Genomic DNA, 21,298 nt, shown 5'->3' on the forward strand with positions numbered 1-21,298 from the left:
CCCCCCGGCGCCCGGAGACCCGCCACCGCGTTCCGGCCTGACGTCCGCGCCGTACACGCCGTACACGCTGTCCGCGCCGTCCGCGCCCGGGACGACCCGGGCGCGGACAGCGCGTCACAGAAGCCGCCGACGCGGCGGAACAGCGGCGGTGCCGTGCCAAGGAGGAGAGAGCGGGCGCGGTTCACCAAAGGCGGGGAGAGGCCGCTCGGCAAAGAGAAGCAAGGAGAAGAGGCCGCTCGGCCAGGCGGGAGCGGGCGGTCGGCAAAGTCCGGCAAAGGGAGCGGCCGTTCGGCCAAGGCGGGAGCGGACGGCCGGCAAAGGGGAGGGGCCGTTCGGCGAAGGCGGGTGGGCGCGGGGGATGTATCGGCCGGCGTTACTCTGGGAGTCCGGTTCGTCGAGGAGGCTCAGCCATGGACTACGTCGCCGCACTCACCCCGCCGGTTGTGATGGCGGTGGCATTCACGGCGCTCATCGTCGTGATGATCAAGAGCCAGGGCGGTGCGAACAAGGCCAAGGAGGACGGCGTCGTGGACGCGGCCCTGGCCCGTGCCGAGTCCGCCCGGCAGAAGCGCGAGAGCTGAGAGCGGCCGAGTCACCACCCCGCCTTCCGGGTAATTCCCGCGATTCGGACATTTTCCACTATTATTCTTCCGTGCCGAGGCCATTGGGAGAGCTGGAAGACGCCGTGATGACCCGGGTATGGCGCTGGAACCGCCCGGTCACTGTGCGGGAAGTCCTCGAAGATCTCCAGAACGAACGCACCGTCGCCTACACGACGGTGATGACCGTAATGGACAACCTGCGCCAGAAGGGCTGGCTGAGGCGGGAGCAAGAAGGCCGCGCCTATCGATATGCGGCCGTCTCCACCCGGGCCGCATACTCCGCGGCTCTCATGCACGAGGCGTGGACCACCAGCGACAACCCCGCGGCGGCTCTCGTGGACTTCTTCGGCATGATGTCGCCGGAACAGGTGGAAGTCCTGCGGACCGCCTTGCGGGTCGTACACCTGAACGGGGTGCATCTCGATCCCCCCGATGGCGAGGCGGCGGACGGGGCCCGATAGCGTCCGTTCATGGCAGAACGCGCACCGCTATCCCAGGTCACCATCCGCAGGGCACGCACGGCCGATGTCCCGGCGGTGCGCCGCCTGATCGACACCTACTCCCGCGACCGCATCCTGCTCGACAAAGCCACGGTGACCCTTTACGAGGACATCCAGGAGTTCTGGGTCGCGGAACGGGACGGCGACGCGGAAGTCGTCGGCTGCGGCGCGCTGCATGTGATGTGGGAAGACCTCGCGGAGGTCAGAACGCTGGCCGTGCACCCTTCCCAGCGCGGTACGGGCGTCGGCCATCTGCTGCTGGAGAAGCTGCTGCGCACGGCCCGGTGGCTGGGGGTGCGGCGCATTTTCTGTCTCACCTTCGAAGTGGACTTCTTCGCCAAGCACGGCTTCACGGAGATCGGCGAGACCCCGGTGGACGGGGATGTCTACAGCGAGCTACTGCGTTCCTATGACGAAGGTGTCGCAGAGTTCCTGGGTCTCGAACGGGTGAAGCCCAACACCCTGGGCAACAGTCGCATGCTGCTGCATCTGTGAACCGTGCCGGGCTCCCCCGCTATGTCCGAAAGATCCCGCCAATCCCCGTGGTGCGCGCGGCAAACTCAGCACAGGGTTTGTGTTTCTCCCGGAAAAGCGGTTTGCTTTCCATCGTCGGTATCTGTAATCCGTTATCCAGCACGAATGGGAGTAGCAGATGGCACAGAAGGTCCAGGTTCTTCTTGTCGACGACCTCGACGGTGGCGAGGCGGACGAGACGGTGACGTTCGCGCTGGACGGTAAGTCCTACGAGATCGACCTCACCGCCGCTAATGCGGACAAGCTGCGTTCCGCTCTGGAGCCCTATCTCAAGAACGGCCGGCGCACCGGTGGCCGTTCCTCGCGTGGAAAGGGCGGCCGCTCGGCATCCGGATCCGGCTCCGGCCAGGACACCGCGAAGATCCGTGCGTGGGCGAAGGAGCAGGGTTACGAGGTCAATGACCGCGGTCGTGTTCCCGCCAGCATTCGCGAGGCGTACGAGAAGGCCAACGGCTGAGTCGTTCCGACCGGCCGGCCCCGGCCCCGATGGCCGATCCCGGTTCGGGAGGCCCCCGCAGGGCGGCCTCCCCAGGGGTCCCGGACACCGCACTTTGACCACGTTCCGTCTCCAACCCTCACCAAGCGTGCTCACCCTGTAGAGCGGTTCGAGCGGCCGCGCCCCGGTGTTCGCCCTCAGCGGATGCGGGGGCCCGTATCCGGCCAATGCCGCATGGATGGTCGCACCGAGCGGGTAAGAAGGCTCTGACAGCCCTGAATGCCCAGGTGGCGCAGGGCGGGGCGGGGGCGTCGCGTCCTGGGCGCCGCCGTGTGCGAGCGCGTCGGTGCGGGGGCGTTCGCCGTGGGCGTAGTGGATCCAGGTGAATACGCCTGGCCTGCGGGAACATCGTCTCGCACCATCGGGTTGGAACTGTTGTCGGCTGTCCGGGGCAGGAGGCGCATGATCGACTGGGCTGGCGTCGGCAGTTGGAATGAGCGGTCCCCCGTTGCGGGACTAAGCTGCGGAAGGACAGCGAGGGGAGCGTCCCCTCACTGCCTGACCGCTCTGAGGAGCGATTAACGATGTTCGAGAGGTTCACCGACCGCGCGCGGCGGGTTGTCGTCCTGGCTCAGGAAGAAGCCCGGATGCTCAACCACAACTACATCGGCACCGAGCACATCCTTCTGGGCCTGATCCACGAAGGTGAGGGTGTCGCCGCTAAGGCACTGGAGAGCCTCGGGATCTCGCTTGAGGCTGTCCGCCAGCAGGTGGAGGAGATCATCGGCCAGGGCCAGCAGGCCCCGTCCGGCCACATCCCCTTCACTCCTCGTGCCAAGAAGGTGCTGGAGCTGTCGCTCCGCGAAGCCCTTCAGCTCGGCCACAACTACATCGGTACGGAGCACATCCTTCTGGGTCTGATCCGCGAGGGCGAGGGCGTCGCCGCCCAGGTCCTCGTGAAGCTGGGCGCCGACCTGAACCGGGTCCGCCAGCAGGTCATCCAGCTCCTGTCCGGTTACTCCGGTGGCAAGGAAGCCGCCACGGCCGGCGGACCCGCCGAGGGCACGCCGTCCACCTCGCTCGTCCTGGACCAGTTCGGCCGCAACCTCACGCAGGCCGCCCGTGAGTCCAAGCTCGACCCGGTCATCGGGCGCGAGAAGGAGATCGAGCGGGTCATGCAGGTCCTGTCCCGTCGTACGAAGAACAACCCGGTGCTCATCGGCGAGCCCGGCGTCGGCAAGACCGCCGTCGTCGAGGGCCTGGCGCAGGCCATCGTCAAGGGCGAGGTGCCCGAGACCCTCAAGGACAAGCACCTCTACACCCTGGACCTGGGCGCGCTGGTCGCCGGCTCCCGCTACCGCGGTGACTTCGAGGAGCGCCTGAAGAAGGTGCTCAAGGAGATCCGTACGCGCGGTGACATCATCCTGTTCATCGACGAGCTGCACACTCTGGTCGGCGCGGGCGCCGCCGAGGGCGCCATCGACGCCGCCAGCATCCTCAAGCCGATGCTGGCCCGCGGCGAGCTGCAGACCATCGGTGCCACGACGCTGGACGAGTACCGCAAGTACCTGGAGAAGGACGCGGCCCTCGAGCGCCGCTTCCAGCCCATCCAGGTCGCGGAGCCCTCGCTGCCGCACACCATCGAGATCCTCAAGGGCCTGCGCGACCGGTACGAGGCGCACCACCGCGTCTCCATCACGGACGCCGCCCTGGTCGGCGCGGCCACCCTCGCCGACCGCTACATCTCGGACCGCTACCTGCCCGACAAGGCCATCGACCTGATCGACGAGGCCGGCTCCCGGATGCGCATCCGCCGGATGACCGCTCCGCCGGACCTGCGCGAGTTCGACGAGAAGATCGCGAACGTGCGCCGGGACAAGGAGTCCGCGATCGACTCGCAGGACTTCGAGAAGGCCGCCTCCCTCCGTGACACGGAGAAGCAGCTGCTGGCCGAGAAGGCCAAGCGGGAGAAGGAGTGGAAGGCCGGCGACATGGACGTCGTCGCGGAGGTGGACGAGGAGCTGATCGCCGAGGTCCTGGCCACCGCCACGGGCATCCCGGTCTTCAAGCTCACCGAGGAGGAGTCCAGCAGGCTCCTGCGCATGGAGGACGAGCTGCACAAGCGCGTCATCGGCCAGGAGGACGCCATCAAGGCGCTCTCCCAGGCGATCCGGCGCACCCGTGCGGGTCTGAAGGACCCCAAGCGCCCCGGTGGCTCGTTCATCTTCGCCGGCCCGTCCGGCGTCGGTAAGACGGAGCTGTCCAAGACGCTGGCGGAGTTCCTCTTCGGCGACGAGGAAGCGCTGATCTCCCTCGACATGTCGGAGTTCGGCGAGAAGCACACCGTCTCCCGGCTGTTCGGCTCCCCGCCCGGCTACGTCGGCTACGAGGAGGGCGGCCAGCTCACCGAGAAGGTGCGCCGCAAGCCGTTCTCGGTCGTCCTGTTCGACGAGGTCGAGAAGGCCCACCCGGACATCTTCAACTCGCTGCTGCAGATCCTGGAGGACGGTCGGCTGACCGACTCCCAGGGCCGGGTCGTGGACTTCAAGAACACCGTCATCATCATGACGACCAACCTCGGCACCCGGGACATCTCCAAGGGCTTCAACCTCGGCTTCGCCGGCCAGGGCGACGTCCGCGCGGGATACGACCGGATGAAGGCCAAGGTCAACGACGAGCTGAAGCAGCACTTCCGGCCCGAGTTCCTCAACCGCGTCGACGACACGGTGGTGTTCCACCAGCTCACGCAGGAGAACATCATCCAGATCGTGGACCTGATGATCGCCCAGGTCGATGAGCGGCTGAAGGACCGCGACATGGGCATCGAGCTGAGCCAGGACGCCAAGGAGCTGCTGGCGAAGAAGGGCTACGACCCGGTGATGGGTGCCCGGCCGCTGCGCCGGACCATCCAGCGCGAGATCGAGGACGTGCTGTCGGAGAAGATCCTCTTCGGTGACCTGCGGCCCGGCCACATCGTGGTCGTCGACACCGAGGGGGAGGGCGAGGGCAAGTCCTTCACCTTCCGCGGCGAGGAGAAGTCGGCGCTCCCGGACGCGCCGCCCGTCGAGTCCGCGGCCGGTGGCGGTCCCAACCTGAGCAAGGACGCCTGACGGCTGTCGCGACAGCGCACCGCATGAGCGGGGCCGGCCCTTCCGGACCGGCCCCGCTCGCGTGTGTGTGAGGCGTTCCTACGACATGATGCGGATGCCCTCGGGGACGCCCGTGACCCTGGGCAGCCGAGGGTTGACGCGCAGCGTGGTCAGATTGGGGAAGGCGGCGAGCCACCCCATGGGCACGCGGAGGTCGTAGGCGAGCCACAGATGGGTGAGCTGGTCCCGTACGAGCCCTTCCAGCAGGTCGTCGGGCGTGAAGGGCCCGACGATCTGTATCCGGGCCCGGCCGCCCATCTTCCGCAGCGCCTCCAGCTCGAACCGGTCGGAGACGGGGAAGTAGAGCCCCTCGGGGTCGAGGTGCGCGATGATCTCGTCGGCGTACCGGTCGGTGTCGAAATTCCGCCAGCCCCGCGCCAGCTCGGCCCGCAGCTGGAGCGAGGCCCGGTTGCGCAGCTGGGCGAGGTAGTGGATGGCGGCGTCGTCGTTGATCCGGGTGGCGGTGACCGCCAGCCGGTGCGCCTCCTTGTCGGTGACATGCGTGGGATCGGGCAGCATCTCCAGCACGATCGGCCCGACCCAGCCCAGGCTGCGGGCACCCTCCAGCGTGGTCGGCCGCACCATGTTGCGCGTCTCGCGGCGGATCCGGGCGTGGGTGTCGGGGTCGAGTTCCGTGACGTGCTCCAGGCAGGCGGCGGCCAGCAGGCGGCGCCGGTTGCGCTGCATCCCCGTGCGGCCGGGGGCCAGCAGTCCGCCCAGCAGCCGGGCGCACTCGGCGGGGCGGGCGTGGGCCACGGCCATCCGGATCACCTCCTCCCACTCGGCCTCGTGGGCGTGGGCGAGGAGCATGTCGAAGGCACCCTGCTCGACAGCCTCCTTGGCGGCCAGGTAGTCCTGCACGGTGCGGTGCACGAACTCGACGGAGCGGTCGGGCTGCTCGCGCAGCAGCCCGGTGCGCAGCAGCAGGTGGTTGAAGATGTCCTCGGGGCCGCCCTGGCCGGCCGTGGAGGGGATGGCGGGCAGGTGCCGGGAGATCTCGGCCAGCGCCTCCTCCATCGTCAGCTCGGCCCGCCGGTCCACCAGCATCCGGTAGGCCAGCTTGCGCAGCAGCCGTTCGCGGGCGCCCCGCCGCAGCTTGACGGCGTCGGCGTACAGCACGCGGCGCTCGGGGTCGCGGCGCTGGAGCAGCATCTCCATGGCCGCCTCGTACAGCTCCTTGCGGCCGTGCGGGAGAGAGCCGGAGCGGTCCCGGTTGAGGGCGCAGATCAGGCCGCACATCAGCGGGTTGGTGGCCAGGCCGCGCAGTTCGCGGTAGAGGGGTATGGAGGCCAGCAGGCGGTCGCGGTACTCCTCCAGCCGCTGGTGGTCCTTGCCCTCGTCGTCGGCGGCGGCCGCGTGCCAGGCGGTGATGAAGGCGGCCACCTGGTCCCGGTTCATGGGGGCCAGTTCCAGCTCGTCGAAGCCCTCGTCCGCCAGCCAGTTGGGTTCCACGGCGGAGGGGCGGGCGGTCACCAGGCAGAAGTTGCCCGAGTAGACGCGCATGAGGCGGCGCAACTGGCCGCGCAGCGCGGCCCGTTCCGACTCGGGCGCCTCGTCGATGCCGTCCACCAGCAGCAGCCCGCGCTCCTCGGTCAGGACCCGCGCCGCCCAGCCGTCGGGTGCCTCGCCGGCGAGGGGGTGGCGTACGGCGTGCAGGAAGCCGTCCGGGGCGGGGAAGCCCTCGCGGGCGAAGCGGCGGACGGGCAGCACCAGAGGGATGCGGCCTCTCAGCGAGGCCAGTTCGGGCGGCAGCGCGTCGCGGGCCGCCGAGACGGCCAGCCACTGCACCAGGGTCGTCTTGCCGGACCCCGCGGCCCCCCGCAGCAGCACCCGCTCGTGTCCGCCCAGCGCCCGGTCGGCGGGCAGGACGGGCTCACCGCTGTCACCGTCGCCGCCCGCCTCCCGGCGCTGGTGCGGGCTCTCGAACTCGGCGCTGAGGCTGAGATAGGTGGCGTCCAGCGACCAGCTGTCGGGGGTGTTCGGATTCGGCAGGTCGATGCCGTAGATCGTGACGCGGTTGTACTCCTCGGCGATGGAGCGGGCGTAACGGGCCTCGAACTCCGCGTCGGCGGCGGACGGTTCCGGGCGCCCCCGTACGGCCTCGACGTCGTTGAGGTCGATCAGCTGCCGGATCCGGTGCGCACGCTCGGGCATGTGCTCGGCGAGCACGGGGGAGCGGCGGATCAGATGGTGCAGCAGGTGCAGGCAGACGGTGACCAGCAGCCGGTCGTGGAACCACGCCGCGTCCGGATTCAGCTCCCTGTCCGCGCCGGGGACCGCGGAACGCAGACTGCGCGCGAAGTCCTGCGGGCCCAGCCGCACCGCCTGCACATCCGTGGTGTCCAGCTCCCCCATGATCCACAGGGTGCGCGCGAGCACCCCCGCGACCGGCTCCTCGTCCCAGGGAGGGAGCCTCTGGGCCGGCGCGGTCAGTGCCACCAGCTCCCCGGCGAGGGACAGCAGCGACTCGTACGACAGCGGTGGCGTCTCGCCGCGGAACGAGACGAGACGCGCCAGCAGCTCCCCCTCGGCCTGCGCCTTGTCAGGCGTGGACTCGACGGGCAGCAGCAACTGGCAGACGAGCGGATCGGCGACGCTGGAGGCGAGCCGGACGGCAGGGTCCATGCGAAGGGGCTCCCAGGCGGGGGGCGGACGGCGGACGACTGGACGCCGACCAGCGTAGGCCGCCCGTGTGTCCCAGGTCACCCTGCGTTTGCGTCAGGGTTGGTCCCTCGCCGCCCACGGGGGCGCGGGATGACGGTGACATCGAGGTGAGGGGGGAGGCGGGTGGTGTCGAGGGGGCCTTGTGGGCGGGAGAGGACGAGGGACCGGAGCACCGGGAGGTCTCCCAGCGGCGTGAGGTCGAGTGACGGCGGTGGATCCGAGAGGATGAGTCGTTCGAGCGCGGGGAAGGCCGCCGGGGGCAGCCTCATACCGAAGTCGGCACCGCCCAGCGGCAGGTACAGCTCCCGCAGCGCGGTCAGGCGTGTCCCGGACACCCGGAGGTTGACCAGATGAGGGGGCTCGCAGGTGAGCATCTCAAGACGGGGGAGTCGGCCCAGCTCTTCCCAGTCCTGCTCCGGGAGCCTGTGCCGTACCTGGTAGAGATTGAGCGTTTCCAGGGCGCGGAGGGCGGTGATGCCCTTGATGCTCCGTGCGTCCTCGGGAAGCAGGAGCGTCGTGAGGCCGGCCAGGTGCGCTATCCGCGCCACCCCCGGCCAGGGCGTGCCCTCCCGCAGAGCGAGCCACCGCAGCGAGGTGAGCGCCTCGATGCCCTCCAGGTTCCGCAGCGTGTCCACGTTCCACAGGTACAGCGTGGTCAGCGGCACCGCTTTCAGCGGGGACAGGTCCGTCACCGGGCACTCCCGGACGTCGAACTTCTCCAGGTGGGGAAAGGCGCGTACGAAATCCAGCCGGTCGAGCTCCGGATTGCGGGCGAGGCTCAAATCGACCAGCTTGGCGCCGGAACCGTGGGCCTCGACGATCTCATCGGCGGTGAAAGCACCCCGGATGCGTGAGGCCGATCGCTCGGGCAGTCTGCGCAACCAGGCCAGGTGTTCGGGTGCGCTCGCGGTCACCCGCACCTCGCGCCGGTCGGGCAGGTTGCCGATGATCTCCCTGGCATACGTGTCCGCGTCGAACCGGTCCCAGTGCCCCGCCAGTTGCTGGAGCACGCCTGTCGAAGGGTGGTCGCAGAACCGCTTCAGCAGCACCAGCGCCGCGTCCGTCCCCATCTGGGCGGCCGTGTGGGCGACGGCCACGGCTTCGTCCTCCTCCAGGCCGTCCACCTCGGACAGCAGATCCAGCACCACCCCGCCCAGCGGCACCAGCCGCTTCGCCTCGTCCACGCTCCGCGGCGGAATCAACTCCCTGGCGCGCTCTTCCACGGCATGGCGCACGGCGGGGTCCAGTTTGGTGGCGTGTTCCAGGCAGGCCATGGCCAGCAGGTGCAGCCGGCCGCGGAACTCCGGTTCCTCATCGCCCCGTTCCACGAGCCCGCGCAGTATCCGGGCGCGCTCGTCGGGCCGGGCGTGGGCGACGGCCATGCGGACGACGTCCTCCCACTGGTCGAGGTGGGCGTGCCGTACCAGAACGCCGAAGTCGCGCTCTTCCACGGCGGCCTTGGCGCCCAGGTAGTCCTGGAAGGTGCGGTGGACGAAGTCGACCGCGCCGTGGCCCGGCTCGCGCAGCAGCCCGGACCGCACCAGCAGGAAGCGGAAGATCTCCTCCGCCGACCCCTGTCCGGCCACGTACGGCATCGAGGGGAGGACCCGCTCCACCAGTTCGACGGCGTCCTGCTGCGTCATCTCCGAGCGGCCGTTGCGGATCAGCCAGTAGGCGAGCTTCTGCAGCAGCTCGATCTGGGACTCCTCGTCCAGTTCGATCGCCCCCGCGCGGGCGTACATGGCCCGTTCCCGGTCGCGCCGCTCCAGCAGCATGGACAGCGCCGCGTCGTACAGCGCCTTGCGTCCGCGCGGGAGGAAGCCGTGCCGTTCGCGGTGCAGGGCGCACAGGAGACCGCACATGAGCGGGCTGGTGGCGAGGCGCGCCAGGTCCGCCTTGGCCCGCACCGCCGTACGAAGCGAGGCGGCCGGCTCTTCCCCCGCCTCCGCCGCCGCGTGCCAGCGGTCGATGAAGAGGTCCACGTCGGCGGGGCGCATGGGGGAGAGGGTCAGCTCGGCGAAGTCCAGCCGGCCGAGCCAGTCCTCGCGTACGGCGGAGGGCCGGGAGGTCACCAGCACCAGGTTCCCGGGGAACGCGGAGGTCAGCTCGCGCAGCCAGTCCCGGGCGCGGGCGCGCTCCTCCTCCGGCACCTCGTCGATGCCGTCGACCAGCAGCACCCCGCGGCCGGCCCCCAGCACCCGCTCCGGCCAGCCCGGCGGCTGCGAGCCGGCCAGGGGGCACCCCACGGCGGCCAGGAACCCCGCGGGCACCGGCAGGGCGGCGTCCCCGCGCGTCAGCGTGCGCAGCGGCAGGACGAACGGCACCCGGCCGATCAGATACGCGAGGCGCCCGGTCAGCTCGGACTGGCGGGCCGTCGTGACGGCGAGCCACTGCACCAGCGTCGTCTTGCCGGAGCCGGCGATACCGCGCAGCAGCACGCGCTGCCGTCCGGCCAGCGCCTGTTCGACGGGGAGCGAGTCGGCGGTGACGGAGGCGGTCACCGAGGTGCCGTCCGGGACCTGGAACTGGACGCTGTCCCGCTCGGCCGTCGCGGTCAGGCTCAGATACGCCGTGTCCAGCGGCCACTCGCTGGCCTGCTGGAGATCGATGCCGTAGATCGTCAGGGTGCGGTGCCGGTTGGCGATGTAGCGCGCGTACTGCTGCTCGAACTCCGCGTCCTGGGCCGACCGGGAGGGGATGCGGTCGATGAGGACGTCCACCAGGGTGACCAGGTCGGCCAGCTTGCGGCTCTGCTCGACGAGGGTGCGGGTGACGAAGGGGGAACGCTGGGTGAAGAAGTGCAGGATGTGCAGGCTGGCGGTCTCCAGGACGCGGTGGTAGAGCGCGTCCTCCCCGGGCGTGGCGTCCGGGTGCGGATCGGCCATCGTGGCCCGGGCGTGCAGGGCGCGGGCGAAATCGGTGTGCCCGAGGCTGACCGCCTCCACATCGCTCAGGCCGATGTCCCCGAGCGCGTGCAGGGTGTCGGTGAGCCGGGCGGCGGCGCGCTCGGCCTCCCCGTCCGAGGGCGCCTCGTGCGGGCCCAGCTCCCTCAGGGCGCGGCGCACCAGCTCGCGGGCGGTCTTCTCCAGGTCCTTCCGGCCCAGCGTGCGCTTCTCGCCGGTGAAGGAGACGAGCGAGGAGACGCGGACGGGCCGCTCCACCAGCCCCGCGCCCGGCCCCTCGCTGACGAAGAGCTTCCTGACCAGCGGCCCCATCACGCTGGAGGCGATCCGCAGCCCGACGACCCCCGCGTCCATCCCGCTCCCCCCGTCCGTCCCGTCCACTCAACTCCCCGCTGTGCGGGGCCGTTCACGGCGAGCAAGCGTAGAGGGCGGCTGTGCGCGCGTCGACGACGGCCCGTTCCCAGCGGAGTGAGCGCCGCCATATGAGGGGGGCCACAGAGAGAGCGGCGTTCCCGTGAGGTGGGGCACAGGCGCCGGCGCGCCTACGAAGCCGGTTAGGAGGTCCGAGGGCCGGTACGGGGGCGCGGGGCGGGGCCGGGCCCGGGGCCGGAGCCTCCGAGTGACCTGGGTCTCTCGTGCTGCTACGGGGGCGTTTAGTAATAACGGTCCTTGATGTCCGTTTTCTGGCGGGTTACCAAGGGGGCGCGTCCGCATTCGGGCGCACACCACGAACCCCCTCACGGAGGTAGCACTCGCATGGCGATGTCTAGGACCACCAACCGCGCCGCGGCTCTCTCGGCGTCCCTCGTCGCCGGGTTCGGCGCGTCGATGGCCCTGGGGGCCGGTACGGCGCTCGCGGCCGGCGCGGCCGGGACGGGCGCGGCCCACAACGACATCTTCGCGATCAGCACGGCGAGCGAACTCGCCAAGTCCACCAAGGCTCAGGCGGACGCGCAGCGCAAGGCGGTCGAGACCGCGAAGAAGGCGAAGGAGCGCGCCGCCGAGGCCAAGAAGCGCGCGGCCCGGAAGGCCGCCCGGGACGCCCAGCGGCTCCAGCTGTCCTGGATCAAGCCCATCGCGGGCAAGTACGAGCTGAGCGCCACCTACGGCAAGGCCGGCGGGCGCTGGGCGCACAACCACTCCGGCCAGGACTTCGCCGTGAACGTCGGCACCCCGGTGCAGGCCGTGCACAAGGGCACCGTCGTCAAGGCGGGGCCGAACGGCGCGGGCGACGGCCCGGCGTACGGCAACGCCATCGTCATCCGGCACGAGAACGGCTCGTACTCGCAGTACGCGCACCTCTCGCGGGTCGACGTCCGGCCGGGCCAGCAGGTCAAGACCGGTCAGACCATAGCCAGGTCCGGCAACACCGGTAACTCCTCCGGGCCGCACCTGCACTTCGAGATCCGCAAGGGACCCGACTACGGCACGGCCGTGGACCCGGTGGGCGCGATGCGCGCCCTCGGCGTCACGTTCTGACACCGGAGCGGACCGCCCGCCCCGCCCCCGTGCGGACACCGCTCAGGACCCCGGCGCACAGCGCCGGGGTCCTGAGCGTCTAGGCCGCTGTTCCGCTGCCGGTGCTGCTGGTTCCGCTGCCGGTGCTGCCACTGGCGCCGCTGGTTCCGCCGCTGGTTCCACTGCCGGTGCCGGTACGGGGGCCGGCGGCGGGGCCGTGGTGGGCGGCGGTGACCAGCTCCTGGGCGACCTCCAGCGCCGCCTGCCGCTTCTCCTCCAGCCCTCCCTTCGCGCTTCCCATGGTGAAGAAGGCCGAGTGCATGGTGAAGAGCGCCGAGGCGCACCGCACCTGGTCGCTCAGGGCGGCGTCCTCGTCCTTGATCAGCTCCAGGAGGGTGAGGATCCGCGCCTTCATCTGCTCACCGATCGACAGCTCGCGCAGCGCCGCCTGGTTCTCGTGCATGAACCGCACCAGCGAGGTGGCGTTGCCGATGCACGCGCTGTAGCGGCGCAGGATCTCCAGCTTCGTCTCCAGCGTCGTCGGGTCGTGGGCACGCGACCAGGCGATCAGCTCGTCGGTCGGACCGAGCACCAGGTCCTCGAACAGGCTGGTGACCAGGTCCTCCTTCGTCTTGAAGTGGTAGTAGAGCGCGGCCTTGGTGACGCCGAGCTGCTCGGCGATCTCTCTGAGCGAGGTCTTCTCGTAACCACGTTCAGCGAACAGCTCCAAGGCGACGTCCTGGATGCGCTGACGGGTGTTTCCCCTGCTCATGCCGATCCCTTCACAACTTACTTGACGCCCGGCTAGTGAAAGCCCTAGCTTGTCCATCGTACTGAACTAGCCGTGCGGCAAGTAAGTAGTAAGCAAAGGGGAGTGGCCGCGCATGGGTGCGAGCAGCGCGACGAAACGGGCGGAACAGGAGAAGGGGGGCGTGGAAGACAGGGAAGAGTCGAGCGCGGGTCAAGGGGGAGCCAAGCCGGCCGACCCCGCCGGGGCCCGGGAGGCGGGCCCCAAACCCCGGAGCGTGCGGGTCGTCCTCTTCTCCCTGATGATCGCCGTGCTCCTGGCGATGCTGGACAACATGATCGTGGGCACGGCGATGCCCACCATCGTCGGTGAGCTGGGCGGCCTCGAACACCTCTCCTGGGTCGTCACCGCCTACACCCTCACCACCGCCGCCTCCACCCCGCTCTGGGGCAAGCTCGGCGACATGTACGGGCGCAAGGGCGTCTTCCTCACCTCCATCGTCATCTTCCTCGCCGGCTCGGTGACCTCGGGCGCGGCCCAGACGATGGGCCAGCTCATCGGCTTCCGGGCCCTGCAGGGCCTGGGCGCGGGCGGGCTGATGGTCGGCGCCATGGCGATCATGGGAGACCTGATCCCGCCCCGCGAGCGCGGCAAGTACATGGGCATGATGGCCGGAGTGATGTCGCTGGCCATGATCGGCGGCCCCCTCGTCGGCGGCACGCTCACCGACCACCTCGGCTGGCGCTGGGCCTTCTACATCAACCTGCCGCTGGGCGCCGTCGCCCTGGCCATGGTCGGCACGGTGCTGCACCTGCCCAAGAAGCGGTCCCAGGGCCGCATCGACTACGCCGGCGCCGTGCTGCTGACCGTGGGCATCACCGCCGCCGTCCTGGTCACCAGCTGGGGCGGTACGGAGTACGACTGGGGTTCGGGCACCATCATCGGGCTCACGGCGCTGGCCGTCCTCGCGCTGGCGGCCTTCCCCTTCGTGGAGCGCCGGGTCGCCGAGCCGATCCTTCCGATGGGGATCTTCCGCAGCGCGAACTTCTCGCTGGTCACCCTCATCGGCTTCCTGCTCGGCTTCGTGATGTTCGGCTCGATGACGTTCCTGCCGCTCTTCCAGCAGAGCGTCCAGGGCGCCTCGGCCACCAACTCCGGCCTGCTGCTGCTTCCCGTGCTGCTGCCGATGATGGCCGTCTCGGTGGTCACCGGACGCGCCACCACCAAGACGGGCAAGTACCGCGCCTACCCGATCATCGGCGGCGCCCTGATACCGGTCGGCCTCTTCCTGCTGGCGCAGATGGACGTCGGCACCAGCCGGTTCACCTCCGGGCTCTACATGGTGGTGCTCGGCGCCGGCATGGGCTTCCTGATGCAGCTGACCATGCTCATCGCGCAGAACAGCGTGGAACTCAAGGACATGGGCGTCGCCTCGTCCACCGCCACGCTCTTCCGCACCATCGGCGGCTCCTTCGGCGTCGCCCTGATGGGCACGGTCTTCGCCCGCCAGGTCGAGGACTCCATGCGGGAGGCCGCGGCAGCCGGCGGACAGACCGATGGCAAGGCCCTCGCCAAGCTCACCGAGGGCGGCGCCCAGCTCGACGCCGCCTCTCTCGCCAAGCTGCCGGACGCGGTCCGTACGGCCTACGAGCACGCCGTCGCGGACGGCACCCACCTCGTCTTCCTGCTGTCGACGGCGTTCGCGGCGCTGGCCTTCGTCGCCGCCTGGTTCATCAAGGAGGTACCGCTGAAGGACGCCGCGGCACAGAAACCGGCCGCGGAGTAGAAGAGCAGTCGCCGGAAAAGGGGATCCGCGGCTCCCGCAGGGCTCGCGCGGGCGCCGCGGATCCCACGGCGAGGGGGAACGAGGGGGGCTAGCTCAGAGGAAGCCGGTAGCGCTTGCCCTCCAGCGGCTCCACCAGCCCGTCGGCGACGAGCCCGTCCAGTGCCCTGGCGCGCTGGACGGGCTCGTGCCAGACGCGGTCGAGATCGGCCTGCGCCACCGGCTCCTTGGCGGCACGCAGGACGGCGAGCAGCCGCCCCCGTACCTGCCGGTCCGTTCCGGCGTACGCCTGGGTGCGGCGCGCGGGTCCCTGGTGCTCGGGCGCGCCCGCCAGCTGCCAGGCGCACCGGGCGGCGATGGGGCAGCGTCCGCACTGCGGGTTGCGTGCCGTGCACACCAGCGCGCCCAGCTCCATGGTGGCCGCGGCCCAGCGCGAGGCGGTCGTGTCGTCCTCGGGCAACAGCGCGCGGGCGAGCTTCCGTTCGGCGGCGGTGGTGGCGTTGGGCGGGTACTGGCGTCCGCTGACGGCGCGGGCGAAGACGCGGCGCACATTGGTGTCGAGCACCGCGTGTCGCTTGCCGTAGGCGAAGGAGACCACGGCGGCGGCCGTGTACTCACCGACGCCCGGCAGCGCCAGCAACTGGGCGTGCTCGACGGGCACCTCGCCGCCGTGCCGTTCCGCTATGGCCTTGGCCGCCCCGTGCAGCCGCAGCGCGCGGCGCGGGTAGCCGAGGCGGCCCCAGGCGCGCACCGCCTCGCCGGGCGCTTCGGCGGCCAGGTCGGCAGGGCGTGGCCAGCGCTTCATCCACTCCTCGTAGACCGGCAGGACACGGTTGACGGGTGTCTGCTGGAGCATGAACTCGCTGACCATGACGCCCCACGCGCCGGCCTCGGGGCGGCGCCAGGGGAGGTCGCGGGCGTGCGTGGCGAACCAGTCGACGACGGGGGTGTGGAGCGCGCGTGCCGTGTCACGCAGGGCGGGGTCGACGGCTTCGGATTCCGCGGCGCGCGCTGGCGGGGCGCCGGCCGAAGCGGCTTGGGGGGTCTCGGTGGTCGCAGTCATGGCACCACCGATCCTGGCACGGCGCTCCTCATCCGAAAAACGCACACGCGGTACGAAAGCCCGTCCGCCCCGTACGCCACGTATCCGTGGTGAATGCCGCGTATCGGAACAACTCCCCGCACAACCCCCGGGCTCGGGCAGCTCATCACAACAATTGGCGGTCCGAGCGGCGGGTACGGGCCTGTGGGGCGTCTGATGTCTCGTAAGGTTTCCGCGTGGGATCTCTGCGCAATCCGATCGGGCCGCTTCCCTCCTCCATCTACTGGCGACGGAGGGCAGTTGTCCTTGCTCTCCTCGCGCTGCTGGTCCTGATCGTCGTCTGGGCAGTGACCTCCCTCGGCGGCGACGGCTCCCGGAACGAGGGCAAGGGCGACGGCAAGGGCAAGGGGCCCGCCAGCACGATCACCCCCGGCCCCACCGACTCCGGACCGGCGAACAGCGAGCGTCCGGGCGGCCGTGACGAGGAGGACGGCGGTTCCGGCGGCTCGGGCGGAACCGGCGGTTCTGCCGGGTCGGGCGGCTCCGGCTCCCAGGACCAGTCCTCGGCGGGAGGCACCGGCTGGGGCGCGGGCAACGGGAGTTCGGGCGCCGGCGCCGGCGGCGCGGGCAGCGGTTCGGGTTCCGGCTCGGGCGGCATTCCCGCACCGTCGGACCTGGCCAACTGCCAGCGCGGCGACGTGAAGCTGACGCTGCGCAGCCTCAAGAAGCGGTACGGGCCCGGCGAGCGGCCGCGGTTCGAGCTGAAGGTCACCAACGAGCGCGGCAGCGCCTGCAAGATCGACCTCGGGCGCACCGCCACCCTTGTGACGATCAACAACCCGGACGACGCGAAGTTCTGGGCCTCCGACGACTGCCCGCCCACCAAGAAGCCGCTGCCGCGCCTGGTGCCGGGCGACGGCACCTCGACGCACACCCTCACCTGGTTCCGCAAGGCCAGCGCCGCCAACTGCGGCACGCCCACCTTCGAGGCGCCCAAGCCCGGGACCTACGAGATCGAGGTGAGGGTCAAGGGCCTCAGGACGGTCCGCACGACCTTCGAGCTGGTGAAGTAGCCGCCCGGCCTTCTGTCACACGTAGCGTTCGAGGATGGAGGACTCCGCGAGGCGGGAGAGGCCCTCGCGGACCGAGCGGGCGCGGGCCTCGCCGACGCCGTCCACCGCCTGCAGGTCGTCCACGCTGGCCGCGAGCAGCTTCTGGAGCCCGCCGAAGTGGTCCACCAGCCGGTCGATCACGGTGCCCGGCAGCCGCGGCACCTTGGCCAGCAGCCGGAAACCCCGCGGTGAGACGGCCGAGTCCAGGGTCTCGGGGGCGCCGCTGTAGCCCAGCGCCCGTGCCACGGTGGCCAGTTCGAGCAGTTCGGTGTGGGTGAGCCGGTCCAGGTCGTTGAGGGCGTCGGGTACGGCGCGCACGCGGCGGCCCGCGCCCGCCGACTGCGGCGCGTAGTCGCGCACCACCAGCTCGCGCTCCGGCTCCACGCCCGCGATCAGCTCGTCCAGCTGGAGGGAGAGCAGCCGGCCGTCGGTGCCCAGCTCCACCACGTACTGCTCGATCTCCGTGGCGATCCTGCGCACCATCTCCAGGCGCTGGGCCACGGCCGTCACGTCGCGGACCGTCACCAGGTCCTCGATCTCCAGCGCGGAGAGCGTGCCGGCGACCTCGTCCAGCCGCAGCTTGTAGCGCTCCAGCGTGGCCAGGGCCTGGTTGGCGCGGGAGAGGATCGCCGCCGAGTCCTCCAGGACGCGGCGCTGCCCGTCCACGTAGAGGGCGATCAGCCGCATGGACTGGCTGACGGAGATGACGGGGTAGCCCGTCTGGATGGAGACGCGCTGGGCGGTGCGGTGCCGGGTCCCGGTCTCCTCCGTCTCGATCGAGGCGTCGGGGACGAGCTGCACACCTGCTCGGACGATCTTGGTGATGTCCTTGTCGAGGATGAGTGCGCCGTCCAGCTTGCACAGCTCGCGCAGCCGGGTCGCGGTGAAGTCCACGTCGAGCACGAAGCCGCCGGTGCACAGCTGTTCGACGTTCTTGTCCATGCCGAGGACGATGAGCCCGCCGGTGTTGCCGCGCAGGACGCGCTCCAGGCCGTCGCGCAGCGCGGTGCCGGGCGCGACCGCGCTCAGTGAGGCGCGCATCAGGCCGGACGCCCCCTCGGCCCTGCCGGGGGCCGCGGCCCGGTCATTGGCTGCCACTGCACTCCTTCGGTCGTGCGGGTGCCTGTCGGCATTTCCTCGACCGCCCGCTCACCGGGCCACCGCACCGGCGCGGAGCCGTGCCGTCCCCCTCGTAGCGGTGCCGCACACAGCCCCCGTGGTGCTCGTGGTTGGTCGAGACCGGGGCAAAGTCTACCGGCGCACCCGAAGGGCCCGGGCGTGCCACCTCCGCGCGCGGGGGCCGACCAGGGCCGATGGGTCCGCGCGTACGGGACGGAGGAGTGCGGCCCGCCCGGCGCGCGCGGGCGTACGCCACGGCTCAGGCAGCCCGCGCGTCGCGCCGGACCCCCGGGCGCCGCCCGCCACGCGTGGGCGGTTCAGCTCGTGCGGGCGGGGCGGGGCGGGAGGACGCGCAGGGCCTCGCCTATGTCGGCGACCTCCAGCACCCGCATCCCCGCGGGGACCCGCCCGGGATCGCCGGGCACCAGGGCGTGGGTGAAGCCCAGCCGTGCGGCCTCCGACAGCCGCCGCTGGACACCGGTGACCCGGCGGACCTCGCCCGCCAGGCCCACCTCACCGATCGCCACCAGGTTCTTCGGCAGCGGGGTGTCACCGGCGGCGCTGGCCAGGGCCAGGGCCACGGCCAGATCGGCGGCGGGCTCGGACAGCCGCACCCCGCCGACCGTCGCGCTGTAGATGTCCCGCTTGCCCAGCGCGTTGATCCGGCCGCGCTGCTCCAGCACGGCGAGCATCATCGAGACCCGCGAGTTCTCCAGCCCCGAGGTGGTGCGGCGCGGGGAGGGGATCTGGCTGTCCACGGTGAGCGCCTGCACCTCGGCGACCAGCGGGCGCCGCCCCTCCAGCGTCACCGTCAGGCAGGTTCCCGGCACCGGCTCGTCGCGGCGGGTCAGGAACAGCCCGGAGGGGTCGGCGAGCCCCGTGATGCCCTCGTCGTGCAGCTCGAAGCAGCCGACCTCGTCCGTCGCCCCGTACCGGTTCTTGACCCCGCGCACGAGGCGCAGCCGCGCGTGCCGGTCGCCCTCGAAGTGCAGCACCACGTCCACCAGGTGCTCCAGCAGGCGCGGCCCCGCGATGGTGCCGTCCTTGGTGACGTGGCCGACCAGCAGCGTGGACATGCCCCGCTCCTTGGAGGCGCGGATGAGCGCACCGGCCACCTCGCGCACCTGCGCCACGCCGCCGGGCGCCCCGTCGATCTCCGGGGAGGCCACCGTCTGCACCGAGTCCAGCACCAGCAGGGAGGGCTTGACCTCGTCCAGGTGGCCCAGGACGGCGGACAGGTCGGTCTCGGCGGCCAGATACAGGTGGTCGTTGATCGCGCCGATCCGGTCGGCCCGCAGCCGCACCTGCCCGGCGGACTCCTCGCCCGTGACGTAGAGCGTGCGGTGGTCGTCGCTGGCCGCCTTGGCCGCCACGTCCAGCAGCAGCGTGGACTTGCCGACGCCCGGCTCACCGGCCAGCAGCACCACGGCCCCGGGCACCAGTCCGCCGCCCAGCACCCGGTCCAGCTCGGGCACGCCCGTGCTGCGCGCTGTCGCCTGCCTGCCGTCCACCTGCCCGATCGGCAGCGCGGGCGCGGACACCCGGCCGGGTGCCGTGGTGCGCACCGCCGGGACGCCGCCCGCCTCCTCGACGGTGCCCCAGGACTGGCACTCCGGACACCGCCCGAGCCATTTGGCGGTCTGCCAGCCGCACTCGGTGCAGCGGTAGGTCGGACGGTCCTTCGCGGAGGACTTGCGGGCTGCCATGTCCGTCACCGTATCGGCCCCCACCGACACCGGCGGTCCGTTGCCGGTCCGGCCAGCGGGTCCCCGGGCCGCTCCACGCGCGGGTGTCCGTGCCACGCGGTCGGCACGGTCCCGGACTGTGCGCCCCCCGTGCGTCCTTTGTGACGTTCTTGTCGCCAAACCCCCGTTACCTGTCCCCTTTTGAAGGAAGGGCTCACCCGAAGGTAGTAATCCCGCGCCGGTGCCTCCAGCAAAGCGCCATCATCCGCCTACCGTCGCCGAGGTGACGACGAGCAGGCGCGAGCACCCCGAGAACACCACCGGCGCACCGTCGGCGCACCGGACGGGCAGCACCCCGCGGCGGGGCAGGCCGCCGCGTGCGGCCAGGGCACAGCGCACCGTGCGCAAGGGCCCCGCGGACCGCACGGCCGGAACAGCGGCGCATCACCGCACGGCGAGCACCGGCGGCCGTGACGACGCGCACGACATCTGCGAGACGTACGACGCCTGTCTGGACGGCCTGTTCACCTACTGCCTGTCGGTGATGTGCGAGCACGAGGCCGCACTCGCCGCCCTCGGTGAGACGCTGTCCCTCGCCGACCGCCAGTGCGCGCGCGGACGGGCCCCCGACGACGAGGGGACCCACCGCTCCTGGCTCTACGCGCTCGCCCGCTGGGTCTGCTCCCGCAGGCTCGCCGACCAGAAGGCCAAGGAGCAGGCGGAACGCGCGGTACACGCCGCCAATGCGGAATGGGCGGTACACGCCGCCGGTGCGGAACGCGCGGAACGCACCGCCGGTGCGGAACGCGCCGAAGAGCCGGGGCCCCAGGAGCTGGGGGAGCCGGGTCCGCAGGAGCACCCTCCTGCTCAGCCGTCCTCCGCCGACGCCCCCGCCGGTCCCCGGCCGGTGCTCCTTCCGTCGTCCGCCTCCCAGGCGTCCTTCCCGGCGATCTCCCCGGCATCGGCCCCGTCGTCCACCTTCCCGGGACCGCCCTCCCCAGGGCCGTCCTTCCCGGGACCGGGGCCCCAGGAAGCGGGGTCCACGGCGCCGGCCTCCCCGGCCCACGCGCCCCCGCCGCCCGTCCGTCCCTGTCCCGTGCCCTCAGGCCCCTGTGCCCCCGCCCCCCGTCCCCTCGTCACCCGTCGCCGCGGGTGTCGCGCTGCTCGGTGACGCGGGGCCCGCCCGGCGGCGGCGCGAGCTGGCGGCGCTGGCCTGGCCGGAGGCGGCCGGTACCACGCCGGAGCAGCGCGAGGCCCTGGAGCTGTCCTTCCGCCACGGGCTCTCCCCGGCACAGATCGCGGCGGTCCTCGGTATGACGACGCCCGCCGCCCAGGATCTGCTGATGAACGCCGCCTGCGAGGTGGAGCGCACCCGTGCCGCGCTCCACGTCGTGGAGTCCGGCGGCTGCGGCGCCGTCACCCGGCTCGCCGGTGACGACCGGCTGCTGCTGGGCACCGGCCTGCGCCGTGAGCTGGTGCGGCACGTGGACGACTGCGGTCAGTGCCGCCGCGCCGCCGAGCGCGCCATGGCGGGGGTCTCCTGGCCGGGCACCGCACCCGCCA

General features: G+C 71.4%; 15 protein-coding genes and 1 pseudogene. 10 read left to right on the forward strand and 6 right to left on the reverse strand.

Features of this window, described 5'->3' with window-relative positions; genetic code table 11:
* Positions 1–410 precede the first annotated feature (410 nt).
* The 5 genes from FM076_RS19010 to FM076_RS19030 all read left to right on the forward strand — a co-directional run bounded on the left by FM076_RS19010 (position 411) and on the right by FM076_RS19030 (position 5,182).
* Entirely contained in the window at positions 411–581 is a 171-nt protein-coding gene (locus FM076_RS19010; protein ID WP_173872214.1) for a hypothetical protein, read from the forward strand.
* Positions 582–652: 71 nt separating this feature from the next.
* Positions 653–1,063, forward strand: coding sequence for a BlaI/MecI/CopY family transcriptional regulator (locus tag FM076_RS19015; RefSeq protein ID WP_173872215.1), 411 nt, complete (start codon positions 653–655; stop codon positions 1,061–1,063).
* 9 nt (positions 1,064–1,072) lie between these two features.
* Positions 1,073–1,597 (forward strand): amino-acid N-acetyltransferase, encoded by a 525-nt coding sequence (locus FM076_RS19020; protein WP_173872216.1) that lies wholly within the window; start codon positions 1,073–1,075, stop codon positions 1,595–1,597.
* 157 nt (positions 1,598–1,754) lie between these two features.
* The gene (locus FM076_RS19025) at positions 1,755–2,093 is read left to right on the forward strand and encodes a histone-like nucleoid-structuring protein Lsr2 (protein WP_173872217.1); all 339 of its coding nucleotides are present in this window, start codon (positions 1,755–1,757) and stop codon (positions 2,091–2,093) included.
* Between the two features lie 563 nt (positions 2,094–2,656).
* Positions 2,657–5,182 carry an ATP-dependent Clp protease ATP-binding subunit gene (locus FM076_RS19030; protein ID WP_173872218.1) on the forward strand — a complete coding sequence of 842 codons (2,526 nt, stop codon included), beginning with the start codon at positions 2,657–2,659 and terminating at the stop codon, positions 5,180–5,182.
* A 78-nt stretch (positions 5,183–5,260) separates the two neighbouring features.
* Here the strand turns inward: FM076_RS19030 and FM076_RS19035 are convergent, their stop codons facing one another.
* Positions 5,261–7,846 carry an NACHT domain-containing protein gene (locus FM076_RS19035; protein WP_173872219.1) on the reverse strand — a complete coding sequence of 862 codons (2,586 nt, stop codon included), beginning with the start codon at positions 7,844–7,846 and terminating at the stop codon, positions 5,261–5,263.
* 77 nt (positions 7,847–7,923) lie between these two features.
* The gene (locus FM076_RS19040) at positions 7,924–11,142 is read right to left on the reverse strand and encodes an NACHT domain-containing protein (RefSeq protein ID WP_173872220.1); all 3,219 of its coding nucleotides are present in this window, start codon (positions 11,140–11,142) and stop codon (positions 7,924–7,926) included.
* A gap of 402 nt (positions 11,143–11,544) precedes the next feature.
* On the opposite strand from FM076_RS19040, the gene FM076_RS19045 reads away from it, so the two are divergent.
* Positions 11,545–12,267, forward strand: coding sequence for a M23 family metallopeptidase (locus FM076_RS19045; RefSeq protein WP_173872221.1), 723 nt, complete (start codon positions 11,545–11,547; stop codon positions 12,265–12,267).
* A gap of 193 nt (positions 12,268–12,460) precedes the next feature.
* Here FM076_RS19045 and FM076_RS19050 read toward each other — a convergent pair.
* Positions 12,461–13,018, reverse strand: a pseudogene (locus FM076_RS19050) (TetR/AcrR family transcriptional regulator); the annotation flags it as partial.
* 160 nt (positions 13,019–13,178) lie between these two features.
* Between FM076_RS19050 and FM076_RS19055 the strand changes: the two are divergent.
* A complete protein-coding gene (locus FM076_RS19055; RefSeq protein WP_428814925.1) occupies positions 13,179–14,780 on the forward strand; it encodes an MDR family MFS transporter in 1,602 nt (533 codons plus the stop codon).
* Positions 14,781–14,868: 88 nt separating this feature from the next.
* Here FM076_RS19055 and FM076_RS19060 read toward each other — a convergent pair whose 3' ends face one another.
* Positions 14,869–15,840: an A/G-specific adenine glycosylase gene (locus FM076_RS19060; protein WP_243274569.1), complete on the reverse strand. Its 972-nt coding sequence runs from the start codon at positions 15,838–15,840 to the stop codon at positions 14,869–14,871.
* A 215-nt stretch (positions 15,841–16,055) separates the two neighbouring features.
* Here FM076_RS19060 and FM076_RS19065 point away from each other — a divergent pair, with 215 nt between their 5' ends.
* The gene (locus FM076_RS19065) at positions 16,056–16,892 is read left to right on the forward strand and encodes a hypothetical protein (RefSeq protein WP_173872224.1); all 837 of its coding nucleotides are present in this window, start codon (positions 16,056–16,058) and stop codon (positions 16,890–16,892) included.
* 15 nt (positions 16,893–16,907) lie between these two features.
* On the opposite strand, the gene disA is transcribed toward FM076_RS19065, so the two are convergent.
* On the reverse strand, positions 16,908–18,029 hold the full coding sequence (disA, locus tag FM076_RS19070; protein WP_173872225.1) for a DNA integrity scanning diadenylate cyclase DisA: 1,122 nt from the start codon (positions 18,027–18,029) through the stop codon (positions 16,908–16,910).
* 338 nt (positions 18,030–18,367) lie between these two features.
* Complete coding sequence (radA, locus tag FM076_RS19075) at positions 18,368–19,756, reverse strand: DNA repair protein RadA (RefSeq protein ID WP_173872226.1); 1,389 nt, start codon at positions 19,754–19,756, stop codon at positions 18,368–18,370.
* A gap of 262 nt (positions 19,757–20,018) precedes the next feature.
* Between radA and FM076_RS19080 the strand changes: the two genes are divergently transcribed.
* Together FM076_RS19080 and FM076_RS19085 are read left to right on the forward strand one after the other, a co-directional pair.
* Complete coding sequence (locus tag FM076_RS19080) at positions 20,019–20,906, forward strand: hypothetical protein (RefSeq protein WP_173872227.1); 888 nt, start codon at positions 20,019–20,021, stop codon at positions 20,904–20,906.
* Positions 20,848–21,298: sigma factor-like helix-turn-helix DNA-binding protein (locus FM076_RS19085; protein ID WP_345945099.1), on the forward strand; the 451-nt coding region annotated here is incomplete at its 3' end. The genes FM076_RS19080 and FM076_RS19085, both read left to right, overlap by 59 nt.

The organism is Streptomyces albus subsp. chlorinus (assembly GCF_013302895.1).
GTDB lineage: Bacteria > Actinomycetota > Actinomycetes > Streptomycetales > Streptomycetaceae > Streptomyces > Streptomyces chlorinus.